Raw genomic sequence first — 25,518 nt, 5'->3', positions numbered from 1 at the left:
TTACCGCTTGAACTTTTCGTTTTCTAAAAGAGGTTTGGCAACCTTTGCATCCGACAAAAGGAGATAAATGACCAGATATATAACAGTAGTATTACATTAAGGTAAAGAACAACCATGGTATAGTATTATTGCAATTTAACTATTTAAAGTTTGTTTATAATCAAATCATTTAAAGATTTTTGTCCTTCTATGATTTTTTGTATTTGATAAATGTCGTAATTAAATAAAAAATATCACGCATAATGACTTTTTCTTTTTTCTAAATTTCTTCAAATGACAAATTATTGTTACCTTTGTAATGTAATGTAGTTAATGGTTGCGCTTATAAAGTCCTTGGAAAGGATTTATGTATAAAAGAGGTAGATGTTTACTCTGTTCTTGCTTGGATTATCAGCATCACTGATATGAAATAACAAAAAAAAATATACAATGGCTAAGCGGACGGACAGGCAGGGAAATAGTACAGATTCCCAATCCCCCTCTTTATAATACATTGCGTATAAGATTTATTAACTGTCTGGTCTGGGGAATCTACAGAGATTTAACGAATCAAGATGGGAAGAGTCAGTCTTTGTCTTGTCATAATGTTCTTCATCTGTAGTGCTCAAAAAATTGATGCACAAGTACAGAATATCAGAGAGAAACAAGATACCATTTCGGCGACTAAATCATTAGAGCATATCAGGCCCGAGAATATCAAGAAGGGACCATTGAATAATGCTTTGGATGTATTGAGTGGTCAGTCTGCCGGTGTGAACGTCACCACTAATGGGACTGACAGGCTCGCTATGCTGAATAGTATCCGTGTGCGTGGTACCACATCCATTATGGGTGGCAATGACCCGTTAGTAATTATTGACGGAGTGACATCTGACATCGCTACGCTATCTACCATATATCCCGCAGACATCGAGAGTTTCACTATTTTGAAGAATGCTACCGAAACGGCAATGTACGGTTCCCGTGGTGCTTCAGGTGTAATTGAGATTAAGACCAAGAAAGGAACGGGGCGAGGTTTCGAAATATCATATGATGGCAACTACGGATTCGAGTCAATGTATAAACATCTGCAAATGCTCAACGGCCCGGAGTATATAGCTACAGCAGAGGCACTTGGATTAGATTACAATAATGGTGGCTACAACACCAATTTTCACGATGTAATTACTCGTACGGGCTTGATACATCAGCATCACTTGGCTTTTAGCGGTGGTTCGGAAAACTCAAACTATCGAGCATCGTTCGGTTTTATGGATCATAATACAATTGTCAAAGTTAACGATTACCGAAATTTAGTGGTAAAACTTGATGCTACACAAAAGGCTTTCGATGGTCGCTTAGTTGGCGATTTTGGTGTATATGGCTACTCGTCAAAGATACACGACATTTTCGATACACGAATGCTGTTTTACTCGGCAGCTGCACAGAATCCTACATATCCAGCAGGAACTGATGTTAATGGCAACTGGGTGAAGAACTCGGCTGCATCACACATCAACCACCCCGGAGCACTCCTCTATGAGAAAAATGACTCCGAAGAACGGAATTTCAATACACATTTGGGGCTGAAATTTAATATCCTTGACAATTTGATATTGTCGGCTTTCGGCTCTTATTCATATTCATCTACGGGAAATGCTCAATTTTGTCCTACATGGGTGTGGGCGCAAGGCAATGTTTATCGTGGAGAGTTCAAGGGTGAAGACTACTTTACAAATGTGTCCCTCTCATATAACAATGCTTGGGGAGACTCACACCTTGATGCTGTTGTTGGCGCAGAATATCTTAAACAGGTAAGGACTGGTTTATGGGTGCAGGCAAAAGGAATAACAACAAATGATTTCTCCTATAATAACATCGGAGCAACATCATCGCGTCCTTTCGGTGGTACGAGCAGTAGCTATGAAGACCCGTCACTTGCTTCAATAATGGGTAGTGTCACATATAGTTACAAGGATAGATATTCTATTGCGGCAGCACTCCGTGGAGATGGCTCTTCAATGGTAAGCGATAACAATACTTTCGGATTCTTCCCATCAGTATCACTGGGTTGGGATGTAAAAAAAGAAGGCTTCCTCTCTGATACTGACTTTATAACAATGTTGAAACTAAGAACCGGATATGGTCGGTCAGGAAATCTTGGAGGTATAACATCCTATACAACACTTAATACCGTAAAGGAGAATGGTATCGTATCCATCAACGGTGCACCTACCGTAACAATGGGAAGTATACGCAACACGAATCCGGACCTTAAGTGGGAGACTCGTTCAACATTTAATATCGGTTTTGACTTAGGTATATGGGATAATCGGTTGATGCTTACCTCGGAATTATATTACTCAAAGACAACGGATATGCTCTATGAGTATGATGTTCCCGTTCCGACCTTTGCGTTCGATAAACTGATGGCAAATATCGGCTCGATGTCTAACCAGGGTGTCGAACTAGGAATCTCGGTAGTTCCCATTCAACGAAAGGATATGGAGATGAATATCAACTTCAATATGTCCTACCAGAAGAATAAGTTACTTTCGCTTAGTGGAGAGTATAATGGTATGCATATGACAGCTTCAGATATTACTCCGATTGGCTCGCTTTATGGTGCAGGTCAGAACGGTGGAGACAATAATGTAGTATATCAGATTGTAGGTCAGCCATTGGGGGTATTCTATCTACCTCACTGCAAAGGGCTTAAAGAAAATGAACTTGGTGGCTACAGTTACGATATTGAAGATTTGAATGATGATGGCGAGATTGATTTTAGCGATGGCGGAGACAGGTATATAGCAGGTCAGGCAACCCCCAAGGTAACTATTGGATCAAACATCAGTTTCCGTTACAAGTCCTTTGATATTGCCATGCAGATAAATGGTGCTTTCGGTCATAAGATATTCAATGGCACGGGCTTGGCTTATACCAATATGTCTATATTCCCTGACTACAATGTATTGAAGGGTGCTCCTGAAAAAAATATTATTGATCAGAATGTTTCAGACTATTGGTTGGAAAAAGGTGACTATGTAAATATTGAACATATTACCATAGGCTACAATATTCCAATGAAATCCAAGGCTGTGAAGTCATTGCGTCTTTCGGCAGGCATTAGCAACCTTGCAACAATCACAGGCTATAGCGGTCTTACTCCAATGATAAACAGTTATGTAGTAAGCAACACTTTGGGCATTGACGACAAACGCACCTATCCTTTATATCGTACCTATTCGTTAGGTCTTAGTATTCAATTCTAACCGCTTACAGTTATGAAAAGATATATAAACATATTGATGGTTGCTTTGGCAACGATGATGACCTCTTGTCTTACTGAAGACCCTAGAGATCAACTTTATGAAGAAGACATTTACAACAATGCCAACAACATATATATTAATGCAGTGGCTGTGCTCTACAATTACATTGGTGGCAGTGCAGACAGTGAGGGTTTACAGGGGACCTGTCGTGGGATTTATGACTATAACACACTTACTACAGACGAAGCCATGATACCTATTCGTGGTGGCGACTGGTACGATGGAGGTTTGTGGACGAATATGTATCAGCATAAGTGGAGTCCTAATGATTTACCACTCTACAATACTTGGAAATACCTCTACAAGGTTGTTGTGTTATCGAACAAATCTCTGCATATCATCGATAAGTATAGCCATAACCTATCTGAGGAGCAGAGAGTGGCCTACGAAGCTGAGGTGCGAGCTCTGAGAGCACTTTTCTACTACTACATTATGGATATGTATGGCAGAGTGCCCATCGTAACATCCTATGAACAACCGCAGGATGAAGTTGTGCAGAGCGAGCGTAGCGAGGTTTTCCGTTTTATCGTGAATGAGTTGCAGGAGGTTGCCGAGTTGTTGCCAAATGAGCGTAGTAATAAGATGGGTAACTACTATGGTCGTATAACAACACCTGTAGCTAATTTCCTTTTGGCTAAGTTGGCTCTTAATGCCGAGATATATTGTGATGATAATTGGACTGATGGCGTTCCACGGAACGGTAAAGAGATATTTTTCACCGTCGATGGTGAGAAACTCAACGCTTGGCAGACCTGTATCAAATATTGCAATAAACTTGCCGAGGTAGGTTATCGGTTGGAGGACGATTATAGCTATAATTTCTCTGTGCATAACGAGAACTCCAACGAAAACATATTCACCATTCCGTTGGATAAGAACCTCTATGCTGCGCAGTTCTGGTATCTCTTCCGATCACGACACTACAACCATGGCGGTGCGTTGGGTGGCTCATCGGAAAATGGTACCAGTGCCAATATCTCAACAGTCTTAGCCAACGGATACGGCACAGATGATGTAGATGCTCGCTTTGAAAAGAACTTCTATGCCGGCATCGTAGAGGTTGATGGAAAGCCTGTAATGATGGACAATGGACAGCAGTTGGAGTATTTCCCATTGGAGCTAAAGTTGAATCTTACGGGAAGCTCCTATGTCAAGACAGCTGGTGCTCGTATGGCAAAATATGAGGTTGATAGGACCTCACATTCCGACGGTAGACAACCGGATAACGACATCGTGCTATTCCGCTATGCCGATGCTCTCCTGATGAAGTCCGAGGCAAAGGTACGTAATGGTGAGGATGGCTCGTTGGAGTTGAACGAAGTCCGAGGTCGTGTTGGTATGCCATATCGAGAAGCTACGCTTGAGAACATATTGAAAGAGCGTTTGTTGGAGTTAGTATGGGAAGGCTGGCGACGACAAGATATGGTGCGTTTTGGAGTTTATCACAAATCATACGATCAGCGAGTCCAACTGGCTGATGAGAAAAATGGGTATACCACAGTTTTTCCTATTCCACAAAAAAGTATAGACTTGAACCCAAAATTGAAACAAAATGTTGGATATAAATAACTTTAGCCTATGAGTATTCAATTTGACATTGCAAAACAGATTATAGCTGAAACATGCCCTAATCGCAAACTTAAGTTGGAGAATATTCGCCTTTTTGCAGATATTATTCAGCCTAAGAAATATCAAAAAGGTGATATAATTCTAAATGAAGGTGATATCTGTAATTGCCTATTTTATATAGAAAAGGGATTTATTAGACAGCACTACCTAAAGCATGATAAGGATGTGATAGAACATTTAGCATGTGAAAAAGATGTTGTCTGGTGTATTGACAGCTATTTTAACCGAGAGCCAACACATCTTATGATGGATGCTGTAGAAAACAGTGTTTTATGGGAAATTCCGCGTGATATAATGGAGGGACATTCATTAAATATTACAAAATTAGCCAACTAATTCATACACAAATTATTGCGAATTAGTTGGCTTTTTTGTATCTTTAGGTATTCCCCCGAAAACAAGGTTTGACGGCCAAAACGGGGGAAATATCCAAACTAATAAGATATGGCAAAGATACAAAATATTTCAGAAATTCACCCTACTTTGGGTTTTACAGAATTTGATATTCTGGAAAAATACCGCAAGAGTTTTAATGAGAGTGAGCTTGGCAAGCTTCATTCTGTCTTTCCGTTTGAATGTATGGCAAAAGCCGCAGGCCTGTCGGACCGGCGCCTGGGACGCAGGAACATATTCAGTCCTTCCGCAAAGATTGCCCTTATGGTCCTGAAGGCATACACCGGATTCTCCGACAGGCAACTGGTGGAACATCTGAACGGGAACATACACTACCAGATTTTCTGTGGAATTATGATCCCCCCGTCCCTTCCCATAACCAATTTCAAGATAGTCAGTGCCATCCGTAATGAGATAGCATCCCGCCTTGACATTGATTCTTTCCAGGAGGTCCTGGCTTCACACCGGAAACCTTATCTTGATAACCTTCACGTCTGCATGACCGATGCCACATGCTATGAGAGCCACATGCGTTTTCCTACGGACATGAAACTTCTTTGGGAAAGCCTCGAATGGCTCTACAGGCATATATGCCGGCATTGCAGGGAGCTGGGCATAAGGCGTACGCGCAACAAATACAGGAATGTGGCGGAATCCTATCTGTCCTACTGCAAGAAAAGAAAGAGGAGAGCTTCAAGGACAAGAATGCTTAAGCGCCGTATGATCAAGCTTCTTGAAAAGCTCCTCAGTCAAAGGGATGGGATCCATAGCGAGTACGGTGCTTTACTCCGATATACCCAGGATTACCATAAGCGTCTTTCCACCATCAGAAAGGTCCTTGTACAGGAAAAGGAAATGTTTGAAGGGCGGAAAGTCAGTGACCGTATCGTCAGCATTGACCGTCATTATGTACGTCCCATCGTCAGAGGCAAGGAAACCAAGTCCGTCGAGTTTGGTGCAAAGGTCAATAATATACAGATAGACGGCATATCGTTCATCGAACACCTATCGTTCAAGGCATTCAATGAGGGTATACGCTTGAAGGACTGTATCCGTATGCAGCAGAAGCTTATGAATGTAAGGGTAAGATGTGTGGCTGCCGATTCCATATATGCCAATAATGCCAACAGAAAGTTCTGTACAAAATATGGGATATCCACATCCTTTGTGCGCAAGGGAAGGGCGGCCAAAGATGAGCCTTTGAGGAAGGTGCTTAGAAGCGAACTCTCAAAAGAAAGGGCCACCCGGCTTGAAGGAAGCTTCGGCACTCAGAAGCAACATTACTCGCTCTCAAGGATAAAGGCCGGAAACAGGAAGACGGAAATACTGTGGATTTTCTTTGGAATACATACGGCAAATGCCATACTGATGATAGAAAAAATCAGAAACAAAACAGCTAAAGCAGCATGATATGATGTTACTCACAGAATCAGAAGAGGTCATCAGACTTCTTCCGGAACGTCATGTCCTGTCGGATAGAATTATGTGAGAAAGCACCGAAAAATGGCAATAAGAATGGCATATGAAGTGGTCATGCCCTATCATCTTCATATGCCATCTTATTTTTTAGGGACATTTACTGAATATCCCAATGGAAGAACTTTCTGATGCTAATGGTGATATAGCTTATCTATATCGGAGTTTTTTTGAAAATTCCTTAATGTTATCACAATTAAAGGCTGACATTTTACGTTTCGAATCAGCAAATGACAGATACGCTAGATTACAGCAACATTTTCCTGAAATAACTAGAAGAGCACCTTTGACAATGATTGCTTCATATCTTCAGATGACATTGGAAACATTAAGCAGAGTACGTGCATCAATAGCTAATGCTGAGAGCAAATAAAGCAAACTAACTATTAGGACTTAACTAACATCAAAAACAGGTCAGGATATAGCGTCCTGACCTGTTTCTTTAATAAACTTAAAAGCTATGGATTAATGAGATGTTAGTCATCGTCATCATCATCGAATTCATCCTCATCGTCGTCATCATCATATTCTATTGCTTCACTTTCTTCAATAATGTTACTAAAAGCTCCTGTTAAATCAAAATGATAGTTCTTTTTATTGTTAAAAAATTCATACGTGATAGAGCCGAAAGTATTCATAATATGTAACTGATGTTTATGACTCACTCATCTTATTCGAAAAATAAGGGCAAACTAAAAAGTGTATGTTTACTATATTGAAGTCATATCTTTTGAACGACAAAAAGTAAATACTTATATAGAACAACTTCCAACATAATAATCACTTTTTAGCATGCCGCATACATTGTTAACCTTAAAAATCTTTTTACCTGTTGCAAGTAAATCTTACATTTACTATGCATAAACTAAACCCTATTTACTTTCCTCTCTTGCTTGACTTTAAATTATAAAAGACAGGGATCATACCAGTGGGGCACAAGTAATTTATTCTCAAACTATTGTTATCAACTATATTAGTCATTTTTACAATCTTTTTTATACCTTTAGCTGTTAAGCTCTTTAATGTAAAAAGTTGGTTAATACTAATTATAATTGGTGATTGCCGTAGGTTCTATTATTCCATTAGTCTTGATAATACTTGATCTGATGATGGAATATTGGATTCATCCCGGTTGGACACCAAAAGTTGATATTGTTGCAGTCGTTGGCATTCAAATTAGTAGGATGATTTGAAAATATTGAACCAATATAAACTATAATCTTTCTCATACCTATCTGAATTAGTCTCTCTAGTTTCGAGAGAACGTTAGTACTACTGAGCTGCCAATTCACAGCGCTCGATTATTATAAAATTCTAATGTGTCTCAAATTCATTTGCTTTGAAAATCACAAAAGATGGGGGGCATCCCAGTCGGACACCAAAAGTTAATCTTATTACACTTATTGGAATTTGCACTATTATTAGCAAACACAGTACTTAAAAACATTTCAATCTTTTTCATACCTTTCCAAATTTAGTTCCTCCGAAGAGGGGTTTATACTCACTTTTTTCTTTCTTTGACAATTTGATATTATTATCCTAACAATCACCAATATTTGTATATTCAAATCGTCATTTAATAGTTATTATTTATGACTTTCTTTTTATTTTCTGTTATCCTGTTTTGTTTTTCTGGTGCAAATGTATGTCGATTTAGAATTACAGACTGCAATAAAAGTGTGAAAATTTAAATTTAAGCAGATTTATTTGACATTTATCAAATCATGAATTATGTTTGAAATGATATTGAGATAAAAAACTAAGATATGACTCTTTAAATGGAATGTTAATTAACGTTTTTTTCTTCCTCTTATAAATCACCTTGTAAATTAAGTTATTATCTAACCGTATCACATTATCTGAATAAAGTTTAATAAGTGATAATACTAATTATAGAAATAGTTTATGTATCTTTGTATGAGATACAAAATAGCATAGGTAAGATGAATTCACACATATGGAGAGACATTTATATATAATTGGTAATGGTTTTGATTTACACCATGGCATAAATAGTTCATATCGAAATTTTCGTGATTGGTTATATGAAAATGAACCGACTGTCATTCAAGACATAGAAGAAGCCTACGGCTGTTGTGATGATGAGTGGTGGTCTGATTTCGAGAATCAACTTGGTTCACTAGATATATTAGAATATGCTAGTGCTGTAGCAAGTGAAAATGTGCCGGATTTGATGTCTGACCATTGTGATAGAATGTGGAATGATGCCCAAATAGAGGTGGAGCAGAGCCTTGATGGACTATATAGCGATTTAAGAAGTTGTTTTAGAAATTGGATACTGCAACTGAATTCTCCAAGAGAAGACAAAAAGATTGAATTGATAAGAGAAGGATCTCGTTTCTTAACCTTTAATTATTCGAAAACTCTTGAGAATATGTATGGTGTTCCTTCCGCACAAATTCTTCACATACATGGCTGTATTGATGATAATGAAGAATTTGTTCTAGGACATTGTGTAGGAGAGGATGAATTACGGAAGATGATAATAGTAAATGATCCAGAACCACCTTCTGACGATGATCCAGAAGCATATGAACAATGGAGAATGGAGATGGAGGACAATCATCAATTACACCAACAATTAGCAGAAGATGCCGCAGTAAGTGGCGTTGCATCTCAACAAAAACCTGTCAAAAAATTATTGCATAGGTATAAAGACTTCTTTGATAGCCTTTACGATGTGACACATATACATGTTTATGGAATGTCATTCTCGGAAGTTGATGCGCCATATTTAAACATGGTTGCTCAAATAGCAAGAGACGCAGAATGGGAAATAAGTGATTATCAAGGATATTGTGAAATGGAAATCACATCGTTTATTGATTTACATAAAATAACCAACTATAAGGTGATTGAACTGAACACATTAATATCTCGATTACAATTAGAAATAGATTTTCCAGCCAACTAATCAATTTCTCTCTCTTATTACATTCAAATTATGTGGATTAGCCTGTTCACACTTATTTGTGCAATAAGTCACTCATTTAATATATATGCTGTGGTACATCTATTTGTTTCACGGTAATAAAACGCGACCCGCCAGCAGTTCTTACGAGATGCTGACGGATTCTGTTATTTTTTGTTTGAGTTTTTATGCTCTATAAGAACCTTTTTACAGGTCCATTTACAAACTCACACAGATAGACTCACTGTTTATCTCCAAAGAGGTTCATTCTTCCAGTTGATAGGAATACCAATTTTATGAATAGGTATGACTTGGGAACTTGTCTCAAACAACGCCTTTACTTTTTCTTGGATAGATTTGCTACCACTTACGGCTCTACAGAGATAAACCAATGCACAAGTTACTGCATAGGGCTTTTTCTTCTGCATTTCTGAGAATTCGTTATTCAACCAAAGGTCTCTATGCCCCTTGATATTTGATATTTTCTTGCTGAGTGCTCTGTTCCATAGACGAGAATGGTGTGCTATGATATTTCGCATTAACGAGATTATCTCTATCCAGTTAGAAAACTCTCTCGATGAGTAAAGTCCAAAATCATTTGCAATGGCTGACTTTTGAGGCAATTGATTCTTCAAGTTCTTATACATCTTCGACAGTGTGCCGAAAGTAGCCACCTCAATTATCATCCAAGCATCAGGGTTATCACCCTCAAAACTATCCCCTTGCCAATTGGGATGGTTCTCAATGTACTTCTTAGCAAATGGTTCAGTACTTCTTTCAAACTCATATTTCAAGTTAAGCACAAACTCTTGATGTCTGTCGGCATCTTCAAACAATGATGCATCAAGATACCAAAGTCCATTGCCTGCTGCTTTTGACATATGATTGATGATTTTAGCACGAAAAGCTACTTCGATCATTTCTATTGCATCAAACAACACCAATCGTAGGTTATGGTCGAAATTATAGCGTTTCATGACCATATCAAAAGATGTATCAGGCAAGAAATCACCATCTGTAGAGTCATCAATCAGGTCTGTCCAGAAATACTTCAACCGGAAATAACTGATTCGAGCAAGCAAAGCTTTTGCTTCGCCTAAATCTTCAAATTCCATCCCTTTTGCTCTGAGCAATGAGACCTGTTCTTCTATTGTGCGTGGGCGCTGGTTCATAGTAATAAAAAAAGCGACCCGCCAGCAGTTCTACGGGATGCTAACGGGTTCTGTTATCATTGACTCGGCACAAACCGATGATCATCATATTTACGATGCAAAGGTAATGCTTTTTGTCTCTAATAACAAATAATTGCAGAAATATTTTACAAGAATCATGCTTTTTTACCTAAATCCTTACAGTTTTAGAGAATTTCCACGCTTCTGCGCCTGTTCATATCTGCCGATAGCAACATCATCCACTTCGCGAACAGCCTTGCGGTACTCGCTGTTGGATAGGTTCTCTTTTTTGTCTGCCGTGAACACGAGGAAAGTTCCAATAGCTCTGTAATCCTCCTTATTTTTACCAAAGGCTTCCATCACACTCTTGATGGTCTTTGCCTCCTCTCGGCTGAAGATACTACGATATGTATCTTTGGCAAAGTTGATGATTGAATCGACTGCCTTTCTGAAGGTGCCATTACTTTGCATCAGGATTTTTGTGAACATCCCCAGCATCTTGTCTCTCCACGAAATGCGGTCTTTCAAGTTGTTAATTTCATCGTCCTTTTTGAGTGTGGCATTGCGAACGGCACTTTCCATCTGCTGTGCAACTGTTTTCTTGTAGGCTTCAAGTTTGGCGGTTTCAGCCTGCGTCCGTTTGCGTTCTTCGGCTATGGTTTCGTGTGCTTCCGCCAAGTCAAATTTTAAGTCCTCAATGTCGCCTTTCAAGGCTTTGGACTTTCCCGTAGCCCAATCAGCAACTGTTCCGAGCAACTGGTTTCCTTTCTCCTTGTTCAGTTTGGAGCGTTTATCACTGATAGCCTTATCGAGCATTTCACTCTGCTTCTCTTTTTGCAGGGCTTCATCACGTAGGGCTTGTGTTATACTCTCTGCTTCCTGAACCTCCTGCTCGGCACATTTCACTTGATACTCCTTGTATCGCATTACGGCATCCAAATTACGGAGTTCGGATTTCTGTTTTTCAAGGATGAAGTCGTTACGTTCCAGATGTTCCTTGCCTGTCTCGGCTTTCGATTGTTCTCGCTCCATTTCAAGAATCTCGGATGCTGATGTCTGTATTTCCATCATATCGTTATCATTAAGTTTGCAGCTCTTTCCTGTGTCGTGGTTCATCCAATCAAAAACGATATGGGCATGGTAGTTCGGTTTGAACCATCTGTCCCCAATTTTGAAGCTCTCCTTATCGCCTGCATCGGGTTCGCCAGGGAGCCAATGCCCTTCATCCTTGTGTATGAAAATCTGTATCGGAGTGATACCCCAACGCTGTTCGCATATATCACAAAATCTGCGAAGATCATTCAAGGTGGTATCTGCTTTGATAAGCAATACTCCTTCACGGATGGGCGAGCACCCGGCCACCTTGATAATCTTTCCGTTTTTGCCTTTGCGTTCACGTTCCTTTTCCTGCATCGCACGCCCAGTCTTTTCCTTAACCATACGCTTGATGTTGTCATAATGCGTCTGCAAAGCGACATTGCCGAAACTGGGATTTATCCACTGCTCGTTATCGGCAGAGAGTTCGGGTACGATATAGATTTTGGAGTCCCCGATGTTACGCATGTATTCGGGAGTCCTGCGGTTATGAGCCTCGCTTGATGTTATATTGCAAGGCTTGATATGTATACTGCTTTTTGTTGCCATTTTTTTGAATTTGATTTGAGTTATTGACTAACATTTCTTTTATTTGTCCGCTCATAACCGCAAGGGGTTCTTAGGGGTACAACCCATAAGCGGAGATTGCAAAGAGAGGGTCACTCTTTGCTCTGGGTGCTCAGGGGAGAAACGCCCTAAGTGGGTCATTAGGGCAAAGCCTTAATCCCCTCGGGAGAGCCCACAACTACGTAAGCGAAGCGTGTAGTTATAGTGGGCTATATCAAGGGCAAGCCCTTGTCAGTCCGCTACAGCCTACGGCTTCCGCTCTCCTGCTGTCAAGGAGGGCTTTTGTCATCGCTTGCGATGTGACTTGCATCGACCAATACAAGGTCGAGTTCATCAATCAGCTTTTGCAGTACAGGGTTCTTCTCTATCATCTGTTGGAGGATTTTTTCAGCTTCTACCAAGTGGTTGGCAGTGGACATTAACTTGCCTCCCTGTATCTGAAAAATAATCCAGTCGGCTATGTCGATATGGTCTGCTTTCTGCTTGGGAGTAGCGTGTTTTTCCAAGAGGTCAGAAACGATAGCTTTGCAATAGGTCATGCTCTCGGCACGCTGTTTCCACTCGGTATATCCGTCTGCATCGGGAAAGAGAAGTACGGTTCTTCCGCTCAACACACGAAGTTTGTCCTCTTTCATCTGACTCTTGCCACCTGTCGCCAACCATACATAGTTAGGGAAGATAGCAGAGCCGATGATGGCACTCTTCTCGGATTCAACCAATACCACCACCTTGTCGGGATAGAGGCTTAGCAGGTGTTCACCGAAAAGACATTGGGATAGTAGCCATTCTTCTGGCAATACATTCTGCTTTTTCAGTATGTTATGTATCCAGTTGATGGCTACACCTTGTTCCTTGATACGGTGTCCATCTTCGGGATTGTACTGCATTACCTTTCCTGTACGCACCTTTCCGTTCTTGTCTATCTGCCAAAAGATAACAGCACCGTCACGGGTCGCCCCCAAACGATACTCATCCAACAAGCGGTTCAACACCTCCTGAGACTTGCTGCCATAGTAGTTGCCAAGCAATATAGAGAGAAAGCGGAAGAAATTACTCTGCACGCTTTTAGATTTCTCCACATAGTGAATCGGAACATAGCCGATGGGCGTAGGTTTCATTGGCTCGGTCGGAGTGCTCTTGCTCTTCACTTCTTTCATTTGCCCATCAAAAGAAGAAGCATCAAAGGTACGGCATTCGGGATGATCCTGAAAGTATTGCTTGGGAGTGTAATGATACCCGCAGCTGCTTTCGTAGTTGCATCTTCCGACTGACGGATGCAGAGGTGTATTCTCCTCGTCCACATAATAGACAAAGGAACGCTTGTCGCCACAACTTGGACAGGTATGCCGTGTGGCTATACCTTTGTAGCTTTGTAATGAATATCGTTTCATGCCTTGGCCTCCTTTCTCTCGGTATTATCGGGTGTCCCGTCCTGTCCCATCTCCCGTTCCCCTAAGGGCTGGGACGGTGGGACACTTGGGACGATGGCTTTTTCATTCTCTTTGCTTCGGTGGATTACTCGCCCGACAGTTGATTTACCGCAACCTACTTGTGAAGCAATCTCCCTTAACGACTTGCCCATTCGGGAGAGCTCCAATATCTGGCTGTCCCTACGGGTGGATTCATCGTCTCCCAACTGCTTCAGATGTTCCTTTTCCGTGGAGTACCCTCGGTGTACAAATTGCAGAAAGCAATCGACCTTCTCAATCTCATAGATGATGACATTGTCGCCATCGTATGAGTATGTCCCATAGCGCACCTTAAGTTGCTTCACATAGCGTAGACTTCCATCTTGGGCACTTTTGCCAATGGCAAATACACTGTCAAAGAAGTTGTACAGGCGTTTGCTTCCGGCAAGGTCGTTCGAGGTGATGGGACAGTCCAAGGAGCGTTTGGGAGTATGTGCCAGGACGAGGAGGGACAACCCGTATTTCTTCTTGAGATTGTTGAGCTGGATCATCAGCCGTCCTGCCGCATCCCCCTTTTCCATGGCACAGCACAGATAGGTAAGGTTATCAACGATGAATATCCTGCATCCTGTCTGCAGTGCCATCTGCTCGATGCTACCGATGATTGCCTCCTCGAAGTTGGCATCAAGGAGGGAATCACAATCAAGGGATACACGGTACAGCCTTTCGGGGAAGGAATACAGATTGCCGTGCTCGTTGGTATAGCGGAGCTGGAACTGTTTCTCGGACAACTCGAAATCTAAGTACAGCACATTGTCGGTTTGTGCTATACGGTCAGCTATCTGTACGGCAAGAATGGACTTGCCCACATTGGAGTCGGCAAAGAGACAGGAGAGTTCCCCCTCATACCAGAAGCAATCCCACAGCGAACGTGGCGTTGGCTTTTGGGACGCTTCAAGTATGGTACGGTTGGCAGTCTTGATATTCATCACACCGACATTCTCGGGCATACCGCTCTGTACCTGGCTTGCTCGTGCGAGGTCGCCATGAATCATGTTGATGTAATTCTTATCCTCTTCCATAGCATCTACCAGTTACGTTCGTTGGGTTTGCGACGGTGGGAAGAGGATATGGACTCGCTAAGTTCCTCATCGGATAGAGGTACGGGATTCTTACGGGAAGACTCCAGCCACTTGTCCAGTTCATCACGGTAGAGGCAGTAGCGTTTGCCGGGCTTGGTGGCAGGGATGGTTCCATCGGAGAGTCTCATGTAAAGCGTACCTTTTGGAATACCTAGATATTCCGCTGCTTCATCTACTGACATGGGGACATGGGTGTCCACTGCCTTTGCGTTATTCACACTGCGCTGCTCGGTGAGCAGGCTTTTCAGGCTCATCACTTCATCCCGAAGCTGAGCTACGACCATAGGAAGGTCGTTGAAGGTAATCATATTATTTTCCATTTTGCAACTCACCCCTTTAGTGGGACTTGCTGCAAAGGACTTGAATGATACAGCCGTGACTACCTCCACGAACGATAATTGCAAAATAATTCCCGAATAACGATGACCGACCACAAATGATGGGCAAAGTTCTTCGGGAAACGATGTGATACAGGCAGTTACGCTTTACTGGCTGCTTATGGTTATTCTATTGAAATGGGTTACAAAAGCTGTTTTGGAGTGTAATCTTCGGGATAGTGGAAAGAAAAATTGTCTCCTTCGGGTTCATCAATGGGAATTTCGCTCTTTCTGGGATCCACCTTGAAGTTCTTGATAGTATCAATCTCGGTGTCGGCAAACTCTTTCGGGAACAAGGTCTTTATGAATATGGCCTTATTATCGCCACTGTAAAGTTTGGGATTCATGAAACGAGCAGTAATGTTCCACACCAAATGACGGAGTGGTACACTCGTAATCTGCTTGGTAAGTCTTCTCTTGATTGGTTTCGGTTTATAGTTGGGATTATACATCCAATTATGCACCTCGGTACAGATATAGTTGATGGTCTCTTGATCTGCTATACGGGGCATTATGTAATGAATGTACTCCATTACCATACGGACACGCTGCTCCATTTCCTGTTTCTGCATTTCCTCATAAGAAGCCTTTCTCTTCTGATGATGTTGAGAGGTGATGTGGATTTCAATAGGCAGACTTTCTTGTACTGGCTCTTTATCGGATGTTTCTTCAGCTATTGCGGTCTCCTCAGCCATCGGAGCAATAACCTCTTGTGGAGCAACAGCCTCTACCTCCAATGGTTTCTCCTTTTTGCCGAATTTCAATTTATGAATATGGAAAATAAGAAGGAAGAGCCAACTTTGAACAAGGTAACGTTCGTAAACGGTGTGCAGATTAAAAACAAAAGTGGAAAGCACTGATGTGGGATAATTTTATCTATTATGGTAAGATTAATCAAAACAGAGACAGTCATAAGTGTACTGATGGGGCATTTTATAAAGAAATTATTGTTTATCTTGCTGTTTGTCGGGGTACTGATTGCTCCGGCAAACGCACAAAACGAAAAGAATATGTATTCGTACAAGAAAATTGGCAACAAGTATATTGTCAGCATTAACAATCATACTGAAATTGTGAAAGCCCTGAATGCTTTCTGCAAGGAGAAAGGAATTCTGTCGGGTTCTATCAACGGGATTGGTGCTATCGGAGAGCTGACCCTCCGTTTCTTCAATCCCAAGACAAAAGCATATGATGATAAGACATTCCGGGAGCAAATGGAAATATCCAACCTTACAGGGAATATATCATCTATGAATGAGCAGGTATATCTTCATTTGCATATAACCGTCGGCAGGAGCGACTATTCCGCTTTAGCCGGACATCTACTTTCCGCAATACAGAATGGTGCAGGGGAGTTCGTGGTGGAAGATTATAGCGAGCGGATAAGTCGCACATATAATCCGGATTTAGGACTGAATATATACGATTTTGAAAGATAGTTGCCTATAAATATCGCTTGGAATACAGGATAATACATCATTCAGCTTAGATGATATATATCAAAAAAAGTTTATCAATTCTGTCACGTTAACTTTGCAACAGAAATAATTTAAAGACTATCAAATATGGATAAAGACAAGGATATGAGCCGCCGGAGATTCCTTAAAATGGCGGCATTGACAGGAGCTGCCATGTGTGTCGGGCCTACCTTGAACAAGGTAACGGCAGCAGAACGGGTATGGATGGGGAAACAACAAGTTGCAAACAACATCCCTGCAGGCATGGCGGCGGTGCGCACTCGGCGAACATTGGGACACGGAAATACGGCATTCACTGTTTCTGCAATGGGATATGGCTGTATGGGCTTGAACCATAACCGCAGCCAGTACCCGAGCAGGGAAAAAGAAATCGCCCTGGTGCATGAAGCTGTTGAACGTGGGGTGACCCTTTTCGATACAGCCGAAAGCTACGGCTACCACATCAATGAAAAATTGGTCGGCGAAGCCTTGAAAGGATATACCGACCGGGTATTTGTGTCATCGAAGTTCGGACATAAGTTTGTAAACGGTGTGCAGATTAAAACCGAAGAGGACAGCACTCCGGCCAACATCCGCCGGGTTTGTGAAAACTCGTTGCGCAATCTCGGAGTTGAAACATTGGGCATGTTCTACCAGCACCGCATAGACCCGAACACACCGATTGAAGCGGTGGCTGAAACATGCAGCAAACTCATCAAGGAAGGTAAAATCCTGCATTGGGGCATGTGTGAAGTAAACGTTGATACCATCCGCCGTGCGCACAAGATATGTCCGGTTACGGCAATCCAAAGCGAATATCACTTGATGCACCGCATGGTAGAGACGAACGGAGTGTTGGAGCTGTGCGAGGATTTGGGCATCGGTTTCGTTCCATACAGTCCGCTGAACCGTGGTTTTTTGGGCGGTATGATCAATGAATATACCAAGTTTGATGTTACCAACGACAACCGGCAGACCTTGCCACGCTTCCAGCCCGAAGCCATACGCGCCAACTATCGTATTGTGGAAGTTCTTAACGCTTTCGGCCGTACAAGAGGCATTACCCCGGCACAGATAGCTTTGGCCTGGCTGATGAACAAGAAGCCTTTTATCGTGCCTATTCCGGGCACCACCAAACTCTCTCATCTGGAAGAGAACCTTCGTGCCTGCGACATCCGTTTCACGGCAGAAGAGATAGAAGAACTGGAAACAGCCGTAGCTGCCATTCCTGTGGTGGGTAGCCGCTACGATGCCTTGCAGGAGTCTAAAATCCCAAAATAATCCGTGTATGAAGAAACAGATATTTTACATGACGTTCATCGCTTTACTGTCGGGCTGTAATTGTTACAAAGGGAATATTCTGCAAATAGAGGAACAAGGCAGTTTTGCCGTAGGTGGCACCGTACTGACCGATTCATTGGGACACAAATACCACGGCGACCATGCTTATGTATTTTATCAGAAACCGGTTGATGCACGGAAATATCCGCTTGTTTTTGCACATGGTGTCGGCCAGTTTTCCAAAACATGGGAGACCACTCCTTACGGACGCGAAGGGTTTCAGAATATATTTCTTCGCAAAGGTTTCTCCACCTATCTTGTCGACCAGCCTCGCCGGGGAAATGCCGGACGGAGTACGGAAGCTGTCACACTGGAACCGGTATTCGATGAAGAAGAATGGTTCAACCGTTTCCGTGTGGGAATCTATCCTGATTATTTCGAGGGTGTACAGTTCAGTCGCGACCGGGAAGCCTTAAACCAGTACTTCCGGCAGATGACGCCGACCATCGGACCTTTGGACTTCGATGTCTATTCCGATGCCTATGCTGCTCTTTTTGACAAAATCGGTCCGGCCATATTTGTCACTCATTCACAAGGCGGTCCGGTGGGTTGGTTTACTTTGCTCAAAACGAAGAACATCAAAGCCATTGTAGCATACGAACCCGGTGGAAGTGTACCCTTCCCAACCGGTCAAGTTCCCGAAGAAGGCAAAGTCTTGACACGGTCTAAAAAAACAGAAGGAATAGAAGTCCCTATGGCAGTTTTCAAGAGATACATGGAAATTCCCATCATCATTTACTATGGGGATAACCTGCCCGAAACAGACGAACATCCGGAACTTTACGAATGGACACGCCGTCTGCATCTCATGCGCAAGTGGGCCGAAATGCTCAATAAGCTGGGCGGTGACGTGACGGTCATTCATCTGCCCGATGTCGGTCTGCATGGGAATACGCACTTCCCGATGTCGGATTTGAACAATGTGGAAGTAGCTGACCTGCTGTCGAAGTGGCTGTATGAGAAACAGCTGGACAGATAGAAATTAACAGAGGATAACCCCAAAACCTAAATAAAAATAGTTATGAAACTGAAGTGCTTATTGGCAATGCTGCTCTTAACCTTCCTTTCGTGCAGCAACACTCCGGCTGTTGAAGATAAGATAGATTCGTTGCCTCACTCAGAGCCGGGGAAAACATTGATAGTCTATTTCTCATGGAGCGGACATACGCAAACTGTAGCCAACATTATCCATGAACTTATTGGATGCGACATGGTGGAGATTGAACCGGAAGAACCCTATTCTGATGAATATAATGAAGTGGTTGACCGTTTCAAAAATGAAAGAGACAATCATATTCTTCCAGCTCTGCGTACAAAAGTAGAGAATATGGATGATTATGATACATTGATTATCGGTAGTCCTATTTGGGGTGGTCTTCTGTCTTCTCCTGTAAAAAGTTTCCTGTCCGGTTATGATTTGTCCGGGAAAAAGATACTCCCATTCTGTACACATGGAGGAAGCGGAACAGCACAAAGTGTGGATAATATCCGCAAACTATGTCCCCATGCTGAAATATTGCTGTTTATGGCAGTCAAACTGCAAACTCTCGGAATGAAGTGAAAAAATGGCTGTCAGAAGCCGGATTTTCTGTCGAATTAAATTACGCCCGTTTAATAGTTTTAATACTGAAATGAAATATCCTTTGTTATCCGCACTCTTTCATCCCCTTTTTCAGAGATTTGCAGATAGACCAGTAGTTGAGATTAGGGAATATGAGATTGTCTTCCTGACAGGGTCGGTAACGCTCGATAATCTGCAAAGGAGTATCCAACAGTTTCACTTGGAACGGCACTTTTGTCTTGTACCGTTTGGACAATATCCACTTCTCACCATTCACTTCTACGATGTTGCTATTGGTTAGTTCCTTGATGTCCACGAAAGAGAGGGCAGTGAAGCTGGCGAAAACAAAAATGTCACGAATATAGAACAGTTGGACATCCCCAACTCGTGCGTCATCAACGTTTTCAGTTCATCTTCCGTCAGGAACTCACGTTCCGTCACATTAGGGCTGATGTGGAATTGGGCAAACGTTTTTTTCGGTATTAGTCCGTTAAAGTGCACACACATGACAACGCCTTTCAGCCACATGCATTTTTCCCATATCGTCCCGTTGTGAAGTCCCGCTTTCGTTGATAGGTAGGCTGCAAACCCCTTGATGAAGTCGGGCTTAATCTCCAGCATGAACATATCCGTCCGTCTGTAAAAAGACTTGATGAACGCTGCCACATGGTTTCTTGCCACCACCCGTGAACGGTGGTTGCCATTACCCTGTCTTTTCCGACACGCTTCTTGAATACTTCGTTCTCACGTCCGGACGCTTTGAGCAGTGTCTCATACTCACTGCCGATACCCTGATAAGCATTGCTCACCATTTCAGCCGTCACGAACGCTTCACGGTCGAATATACGCAGGTAGTGCTTGATGATTTGAGCCTTGATGTTGTCAAGGGCAAGGTTGATATCACGTACTTCCGCACTCTTGCCTTTCGCCCTGTTCCCTTTCACGTCCCAAAGCGTTTTCGGGATACTCTACTTATAGCTGAACTGCGTCACAATCCCGTTAATCGTTACCCGTCCTATGATGCGGACAATATCGTTTTTCTCCTTGTTGCCGTTCACGTAGAACAGCACTTTGAATGTACTTCTTGCCATACTCGTTTTTTAAGTTTAAAATTAAGTATCAATGAGTTATGCCTTGTAAACCAACCGAAGCCATACGGAGAAAAATTCAGCACGGAGTATCAAAAACCACCTTTCACGGGGTAATGATTTAGCAACCTTTCTACTTCATAAATTTACTTTTTTTTGCGTTACCTCGTTTTATGCCTTTGTCCTCATTTGTCCTCACAAACGCTTTATTCATAGCCGTTTTAAAAACATTTCCGCCTTTCTATTCCTCTTTTCCACAGATTTTTCGTAAATTTATATCCGTCTAATTTTTAAGGTCCTATGTTCAGACTCAATCTAACCAAACATTGCATAAAGTGGTACTGTTTCATCCAAATGCAACTGATGGACACGTTCGTACATTATTCTGTGCTTGTATCGTTATATCTATTGCAGCTATTATCTGTAGTTCATTTGTATCCATGGCCCATTACAGACAGGCGTTATTCAGTATGACTTATTTTTCCTCCCTGGTGTTTTTTTGTGGAGTATGCATTGCGCATTTGCGGCACCGGTCAAATATCCGGATAGAGACATAAACCGTACACGATGGAAATATATTTTTTCATTCTATGGTTTGTGGACTCCGTGACCATTCTCCCTTATATGTTAACCTATATGTATTGGGATACGAATATTGTCCATGTCATTATCCTCCTTTACATTTTTATTATTGTCAAATAGATAAGATACTTACGGAAGAGTGGGTTATGACCTATATACCTGCGGTATCATGGTCTGTTTTTCTGCTATTCTGCTATACTATATAGAGCTTAATGTACAGCTTGAGGATTTCAAAACATTCGTGACGGGCTTTGGTGGGCAGTAATTCTAAGACTTTAAATAAAGAAAAATTAAGCCACCCCTTAAAAAAAAGAGATATTTCCTTTCAAAGAATTCATTTCTTTTATTACATTTGTATTAGTCTTTTGAAAATAGAAGATTTATAGTAAAGCGTTAAGGCATTATCCAAGTTCAGGAAATCCCCAATTTCGAAACAACAATTGGATAATACATTGGACGCTCCACGTTCTATCTATATAGATTTTTGTTATATATAGGCGTGGGGCTTTGTGTATTATATGTTGTTGAGTATGGGGATACTTCTGAACGGTAATACCAAAGTTCCCACGCTTAACTTTATATAAACACAACTCCAGGGAACAGGGTTGGCTTATAATAAACATTATGAAAGCAACTTGTTTTAAAAGCGAGACAACTGTCTCCAACGACTTTCCCCCTTTGTTTGTTACTGTCTTTTGTGGAATATTCTATCCTTTCATTTCCATTCCTGTCTCTTTCGGAACATACCGTTCATTATCATACAAATTACATGCCAAAGCACTTTTCTGCCTTCTCCTGCTATGGTACTAGATAATAGTAACTCCCCCTATCACATAGAGGAAGAACTTTGGTTACAGATACTTTCTCTGTCAAGAGAGTTGCAGGAGTGTAAAGCTAGTCTGCACCATAATACTTTGGACTGTATTTCCGATAAGATTGAAGGAATAGAAAGAGAACTGGATGTCTTATTGGATATTCTGCAAGGGAGGCAAGACAAAAAGACATCATAGTGCTATTTTTTATGACAATTTGTCTACGCCGATAAGTTATCCTATTATTTAAGCCTCGTTTAAGAATTCCGTTTTATGGGTTACCCACAATCGAATGGAATTTTTATATACTGAGAATAACACATGATATTAGTAATGGATTTTCAATATTCAGAGTGATAATGGATAAACGAATAGAAAACGCCATGAATGAGTTGATCAATACAGAAATATGGTCAACCGGTTTATACCTGTCATTGCAGGTTTATTTTGAAGATGAACGGCTTCCAATACTTAGCTCCTGGCTGAACTCCCAAGCACAGGACAATATGAACAAGGTTTATCAGATGATGAATCGGATATGCCATGATGGAGGATGTGTTGTAATCAATGAAATGAAACGGGATACACATGAATGGACAACGCCATTGAATGCCTTGAATGAATTGCTTGAACATGAGCAGTACATATCACGTCAGGTAAACACATTTCTCATATTATGCTGGAATGTAAGCATGTCCTTCCATTCTTTCATCAGCGGGCTGTATGCAGACCGTATATATGTAAGTACGGCATTTATGGAATTGTTACGTATCCTCGCCAAGGAAAACGAACGGAAACTACCTTATTTTTGACGGTATGGATTTAAGATTGATGTTATGCAAAATTTAATATTGCAGAATGCTATCTGGTATGTTTTTTGCGATATAATAATCGATAATAAACTATATGTCATCATGGATATATTTGTATATTTAACATTGTGTTTCACTTCGCTATTCACCTTGATGGACCCTCTTGGAGTGATGCCGGTATTCCTGCAAATGACTGATGGAATGGATACGAAAGAACGCAGATATATCGCCTTGAAAGCATGTACCATTGCATTTATCATATTAGTCCTTTTTACATTATCGGGCAGGTTTCTGTTTCATTTTTTCGGCATCTCAACAAACGGATTCCGGATTGTGGGAGGTATCATCATCTTTAAAATCGGATATGATATGTTGCAGGCACATTTTACCCATGTGAAACTGAATGAAACTGAACGAAAAGAATATTCCAAAGATATAACCATCACACCTCTTGCCATTCCGATGTTATGCGGTCCGGGAGCGATTTCCAGTGGAATAACATTGATGGAAGATGCTTCGGAATATACTTTCAAAATAGTATTGCTTGGCGTAATCGCTTTGGTCTGCATTCTTTCCTTCTTTATTCTGTGCGCGTCCACCCCAGCTTTTAAAAATCTTGGGAGAGACGGGAAACAATGTGATGATGAGACTGATGGGACTTATTCTAATGGTGATCGCCGTGGAATGTTTTATCAGCGGGATACGTCCGGTATTAATTGAAATCTTGAAACAAGCCCATGCTTGTTCTTAAAGAAGAGAGATAATTTGGATTTATTATTAACATTAAAAGTTTGATTCATCATGACTGAAAAATTGCAAAATGCTCTGAATGAGCAAATCACAGCAGAATTATGGTCTGCCAACCTGTATTTATCAATGTCTTTTTATCTGGAAAGAGAGGGCTTTTCCGGAATGGCTCGCTGGATGCAGAAACAGTCTGCAGAAGAGACCGGGCATGCATATGCCATTGCCGGGTACATGATTAAGCGTGAGGCAACCCCGAAAGTAGACAAGGTCGATGTGGTTCCACAAGGTTGGGGTAACCCTGTTGAAGTATTCGAGCATGCTTTGGAGCATGAAAAACATGTTTCCAAACTGATTGATGAGTTGGTACAGGTAGCATCCGAAGAGAAAGACAATGCCACTCAGGACTTCTTGTGGCAATTTGTTCGTGAGCAAGTAGAAGATGAAGCGAATGTACTCAATATTGTTAGTCATCTGAGGAAAGCCGGAGACTGTGCTATCCTTTTTATGGATGCAAAACTGGGTGAACGGGAGTCATAAACCAGAATAATCAATAAAAATAAATAAAATGAAAATAGTAGATTTATTGGGAGGAAAGGCTGAGTACTACCTGAACCATACATGTAAGACGATAGACAAACAACTTATCCATATTCCGGGACCGGATATGATAGATAAGGTATGGATGAATTCCGACAGGAATATCCGTACATTGGAAAGTTTGCAGGCTTTATACGGACATGGACGTCTGGCCAATACGGGCTATGTATCCATTCTGCCTGTAGACCAGGGCATAGAACATTCTGCAGGAGCGTCTTTCGCCCCCAATCCGCTTTATTTCGATCCCGAAAACATCATAAAGCTGGCCATTGAAGGAGGGTGTAATGCCGTGGCATCCACATTCGGTGTGTTGGGCGCCGTGGCACGCAAATATGCACACAAGATACCTTTTATCGTCAAGCTGAACCATAATGAGTTGCTGACTTATCCGAACAGCTACGACCAGGTAATGTTCGGTACGGTGAAAGAGGCATGGAACATGGGAGCCGTAGCTGTCGGTGCTACCATTTATTTCGGTTCGGAACAAAGCCGCCGCCAGATAGTGGAAGTGTCACAGGCTTTTGAATATGCCCACGAACTGGGAATGGCTACTATTCTGTGGTGCTATTTGAGAAACAGCAGCTTCAAAAAGGATGGTACCGACTATCATGCCGCTGCCGACTTGACAGGACAAGCCAACCATATCGGGGTTACCATTAAAGCAGATATCGTGAAGCAGAAGCTCCCATCCAATAACGGCGGTTTCAAGGCTATCGGATTCGGAAAGACAAACGAGTGTATGTATTCGGAACTGACCACTGACCATCCGATAGACCTTTGCCGTTATCAGGTGGCGAATGGCTATATGGGACGTGTCGGATTGATTAACTCGGGCGGTGAATCCCATGGGGAATCCGACCTGCATGATGCTGTCGTAACGGCAGTAGTAAATAAGCGTGCAGGTGGTATGGGGCTGATCAGCGGTCGTAAGGCTTTCCAGAAACCGATGAAAGACGGAATTCAACTTCTGAACACCATTCAGGACGTATATCTGGATTCTTCAATAACCATTGCATAA

At 41.8% G+C, this 25,518-nt stretch carries 20 protein-coding genes and 3 pseudogenes; 15 read left to right on the top strand and 8 right to left on the bottom strand.

The features are described from left to right. Positions 1 to 554 precede the first annotated feature (554 nt). From ACESQI_RS17680 to ACESQI_RS17660, 5 genes and pseudogenes are all read left to right on the top strand, one after another. Positions 555 to 3,251, top strand: a complete 2,697-nt coding sequence (locus tag ACESQI_RS17680; protein ID WP_005835700.1) for a SusC/RagA family TonB-linked outer membrane protein — start codon at positions 555 to 557, stop codon at positions 3,249 to 3,251. A 12-nt stretch (positions 3,252 to 3,263) separates the two neighbouring features. Next, a complete protein-coding gene (locus ACESQI_RS17675; RefSeq protein ID WP_005641955.1) occupies positions 3,264 to 4,880 on the top strand; it encodes a RagB/SusD family nutrient uptake outer membrane protein in 1,617 nt (538 codons plus the stop codon). A 9-nt stretch (positions 4,881 to 4,889) separates the two neighbouring features. Continuing rightward, entirely contained in the window at positions 4,890 to 5,276 is a 387-nt protein-coding gene (locus ACESQI_RS17670) for a Crp/Fnr family transcriptional regulator (protein ID WP_229058975.1), read from the top strand. Positions 5,277 to 5,384: 108 nt separating this feature from the next. Continuing rightward, positions 5,385 to 6,743, top strand: a complete 1,359-nt coding sequence (locus ACESQI_RS17665; RefSeq protein ID WP_373126613.1) for a transposase — start codon at positions 5,385 to 5,387, stop codon at positions 6,741 to 6,743. Positions 6,744 to 6,924: 181 nt separating this feature from the next. Beyond that, positions 6,925 to 7,182: pseudogene (locus ACESQI_RS17660) on the top strand (Crp/Fnr family transcriptional regulator); the annotation flags it as partial. Positions 7,183 to 7,285: 103 nt separating this feature from the next. Here the strand turns inward: ACESQI_RS17660 and ACESQI_RS17655 are convergent. After that, the gene (locus tag ACESQI_RS17655; RefSeq protein ID WP_005835698.1) at positions 7,286 to 7,447 is read right to left on the bottom strand and encodes a hypothetical protein; all 162 of its coding nucleotides are present in this window, start codon (positions 7,445 to 7,447) and stop codon (positions 7,286 to 7,288) included. Positions 7,448 to 8,766: 1,319 nt separating this feature from the next. Between ACESQI_RS17655 and ACESQI_RS17650 the strand changes: the two genes are divergently transcribed. Further along, a complete protein-coding gene (locus ACESQI_RS17650; RefSeq protein ID WP_005835694.1) occupies positions 8,767 to 9,744 on the top strand; it encodes a bacteriophage abortive infection AbiH family protein in 978 nt (325 codons plus the stop codon). A gap of 245 nt (positions 9,745 to 9,989) precedes the next feature. Here ACESQI_RS17650 and ACESQI_RS17645 read toward each other — a convergent pair whose 3' ends face one another. The 6 genes from ACESQI_RS17645 to ACESQI_RS17620 all read right to left on the bottom strand — a co-directional run bounded on the left by ACESQI_RS17645 (position 9,990) and on the right by ACESQI_RS17620 (position 16,360). Then, positions 9,990 to 10,913 (bottom strand): Abi family protein, encoded by a 924-nt coding sequence (locus ACESQI_RS17645; protein WP_007837814.1) that lies wholly within the window; start codon positions 10,911 to 10,913, stop codon positions 9,990 to 9,992. A 177-nt stretch (positions 10,914 to 11,090) separates the two neighbouring features. After that, entirely contained in the window at positions 11,091 to 12,557 is a 1,467-nt protein-coding gene (locus ACESQI_RS17640) for a mobilization protein (RefSeq protein WP_195208013.1), read from the bottom strand. Positions 12,558 to 12,844: 287 nt separating this feature from the next. Further along, positions 12,845 to 13,966 carry a DUF6371 domain-containing protein gene (locus tag ACESQI_RS17635; RefSeq protein ID WP_195208012.1) on the bottom strand — a complete coding sequence of 374 codons (1,122 nt, stop codon included), beginning with the start codon at positions 13,964 to 13,966 and terminating at the stop codon, positions 12,845 to 12,847. After that, positions 13,963 to 15,066 (bottom strand): AAA family ATPase, encoded by a 1,104-nt coding sequence (locus ACESQI_RS17630; protein ID WP_016662432.1) that lies wholly within the window; start codon positions 15,064 to 15,066, stop codon positions 13,963 to 13,965. The genes ACESQI_RS17635 and ACESQI_RS17630 overlap by 4 nt, the downstream gene beginning before the upstream one ends. Positions 15,067 to 15,071: 5 nt before the next feature. Further along, positions 15,072 to 15,446: an excisionase family DNA-binding protein gene (locus tag ACESQI_RS17625; RefSeq protein ID WP_034536104.1), complete on the bottom strand. Its 375-nt coding sequence runs from the start codon at positions 15,444 to 15,446 to the stop codon at positions 15,072 to 15,074. A 200-nt stretch (positions 15,447 to 15,646) separates the two neighbouring features. Then, a complete protein-coding gene (locus tag ACESQI_RS17620) occupies positions 15,647 to 16,360 on the bottom strand; it encodes a hypothetical protein (protein WP_373126612.1) in 714 nt (237 codons plus the stop codon). Positions 16,361 to 16,384: 24 nt separating this feature from the next. On the opposite strand from ACESQI_RS17620, the gene ACESQI_RS17615 reads away from it, so the two are divergent. From ACESQI_RS17615 to ACESQI_RS17600, 4 genes are all read left to right on the top strand, one after another. Continuing rightward, the gene (locus ACESQI_RS17615) at positions 16,385 to 16,942 is read left to right on the top strand and encodes a PPC domain-containing DNA-binding protein (RefSeq protein WP_005641953.1); all 558 of its coding nucleotides are present in this window, start codon (positions 16,385 to 16,387) and stop codon (positions 16,940 to 16,942) included. Positions 16,943 to 17,068: 126 nt separating this feature from the next. Continuing rightward, positions 17,069 to 18,241, top strand: coding sequence for an aldo/keto reductase (locus tag ACESQI_RS17610; RefSeq protein ID WP_004295292.1), 1,173 nt, complete (start codon positions 17,069 to 17,071; stop codon positions 18,239 to 18,241). Between the two features lie 7 nt (positions 18,242 to 18,248). After that, positions 18,249 to 19,280: an alpha/beta fold hydrolase gene (locus ACESQI_RS17605; protein ID WP_195208011.1), complete on the top strand. Its 1,032-nt coding sequence runs from the start codon at positions 18,249 to 18,251 to the stop codon at positions 19,278 to 19,280. Positions 19,281 to 19,322: 42 nt separating this feature from the next. After that, positions 19,323 to 19,862: a flavodoxin gene (locus tag ACESQI_RS17600; protein ID WP_004295290.1), complete on the top strand. Its 540-nt coding sequence runs from the start codon at positions 19,323 to 19,325 to the stop codon at positions 19,860 to 19,862. Positions 19,863 to 19,930: 68 nt separating this feature from the next. Here the strand turns inward: ACESQI_RS17600 and ACESQI_RS17595 are convergent. Continuing rightward, positions 19,931 to 20,953: pseudogene (locus ACESQI_RS17595) on the bottom strand (site-specific integrase); the annotation flags it as partial. 1,379 nt (positions 20,954 to 22,332) lie between these two features. Between ACESQI_RS17595 and ACESQI_RS17590 the strand changes: the two are divergent. The 5 genes and pseudogenes from ACESQI_RS17590 (at position 22,333) to ACESQI_RS17570 (ending at position 25,518) form a co-directional block, all read left to right on the top strand. Next, entirely contained in the window at positions 22,333 to 22,542 is a 210-nt protein-coding gene (locus tag ACESQI_RS17590; protein ID WP_004295287.1) for a hypothetical protein, read from the top strand. Positions 22,543 to 22,703: 161 nt separating this feature from the next. After that, positions 22,704 to 23,156, top strand: a complete 453-nt coding sequence (locus ACESQI_RS17585; RefSeq protein WP_005641945.1) for a ferritin-like domain-containing protein — start codon at positions 22,704 to 22,706, stop codon at positions 23,154 to 23,156. A gap of 102 nt (positions 23,157 to 23,258) precedes the next feature. Next, a pseudogene (locus ACESQI_RS17580) lies at positions 23,259 to 23,907 on the top strand (MarC family protein). A gap of 50 nt (positions 23,908 to 23,957) precedes the next feature. Beyond that, entirely contained in the window at positions 23,958 to 24,440 is a 483-nt protein-coding gene (locus ACESQI_RS17575; RefSeq protein ID WP_004295284.1) for a ferritin, read from the top strand. Between the two features lie 28 nt (positions 24,441 to 24,468). Continuing rightward, positions 24,469 to 25,518: a class I fructose-bisphosphate aldolase gene (locus ACESQI_RS17570; RefSeq protein WP_004295283.1), complete on the top strand. Its 1,050-nt coding sequence runs from the start codon at positions 24,469 to 24,471 to the stop codon at positions 25,516 to 25,518.

The sequence above is a fragment of the Bacteroides sp. HPS0048 genome, from assembly GCF_964240755.1.
GTDB lineage: Bacteria > Bacteroidota > Bacteroidia > Bacteroidales > Bacteroidaceae > Bacteroides > Bacteroides nordii.
The sequence above is the reverse complement of the archived record's forward strand: the minus strand, read 5'-3'. Positions and strand labels throughout refer to the sequence as shown.

Coding starts and splice junctions, on each gene's coding strand:
- ACESQI_RS17680 (WP_005835700.1), top strand. CDS start 555: ATGGGAAGAGTCAGTCTTTGTCTTGTCATAATGTTCTTCATCTGTAGT.
- ACESQI_RS17675 (WP_005641955.1), top strand. CDS start 3,264: ATGAAAAGATATATAAACATATTGATGGTTGCTTTGGCAACGATGATG.
- ACESQI_RS17670 (WP_229058975.1), top strand. CDS start 4,890: ATGAGTATTCAATTTGACATTGCAAAACAGATTATAGCTGAAACATGC.
- ACESQI_RS17665 (WP_373126613.1), top strand. CDS start 5,385: ATGGCAAAGATACAAAATATTTCAGAAATTCACCCTACTTTGGGTTTT.
- ACESQI_RS17655 (WP_005835698.1), bottom strand. CDS start 7,447: ATGAATACTTTCGGCTCTATCACGTATGAATTTTTTAACAATAAAAAG.
- ACESQI_RS17650 (WP_005835694.1), top strand. CDS start 8,767: ATGGAGAGACATTTATATATAATTGGTAATGGTTTTGATTTACACCAT.
- ACESQI_RS17645 (WP_007837814.1), bottom strand. CDS start 10,913: ATGAACCAGCGCCCACGCACAATAGAAGAACAGGTCTCATTGCTCAGA.
- ACESQI_RS17640 (WP_195208013.1), bottom strand. CDS start 12,557: ATGGCAACAAAAAGCAGTATACATATCAAGCCTTGCAATATAACATCA.
- ACESQI_RS17635 (WP_195208012.1), bottom strand. CDS start 13,966: ATGAAACGATATTCATTACAAAGCTACAAAGGTATAGCCACACGGCAT.
- ACESQI_RS17630 (WP_016662432.1), bottom strand. CDS start 15,066: ATGGAAGAGGATAAGAATTACATCAACATGATTCATGGCGACCTCGCA.
- ACESQI_RS17625 (WP_034536104.1), bottom strand. CDS start 15,446: ATGGAAAATAATATGATTACCTTCAACGACCTTCCTATGGTCGTAGCT.
- ACESQI_RS17615 (WP_005641953.1), top strand. CDS start 16,385: ATGGTAAGATTAATCAAAACAGAGACAGTCATAAGTGTACTGATGGGG.
- ACESQI_RS17610 (WP_004295292.1), top strand. CDS start 17,069: ATGGATAAAGACAAGGATATGAGCCGCCGGAGATTCCTTAAAATGGCG.
- ACESQI_RS17605 (WP_195208011.1), top strand. CDS start 18,249: ATGAAGAAACAGATATTTTACATGACGTTCATCGCTTTACTGTCGGGC.
- ACESQI_RS17600 (WP_004295290.1), top strand. CDS start 19,323: ATGAAACTGAAGTGCTTATTGGCAATGCTGCTCTTAACCTTCCTTTCG.
- ACESQI_RS17590 (WP_004295287.1), top strand. CDS start 22,333: ATGGTACTAGATAATAGTAACTCCCCCTATCACATAGAGGAAGAACTT.
- ACESQI_RS17585 (WP_005641945.1), top strand. CDS start 22,704: ATGGATAAACGAATAGAAAACGCCATGAATGAGTTGATCAATACAGAA.
- ACESQI_RS17575 (WP_004295284.1), top strand. CDS start 23,958: ATGACTGAAAAATTGCAAAATGCTCTGAATGAGCAAATCACAGCAGAA.
- ACESQI_RS17570 (WP_004295283.1), top strand. CDS start 24,469: ATGAAAATAGTAGATTTATTGGGAGGAAAGGCTGAGTACTACCTGAAC.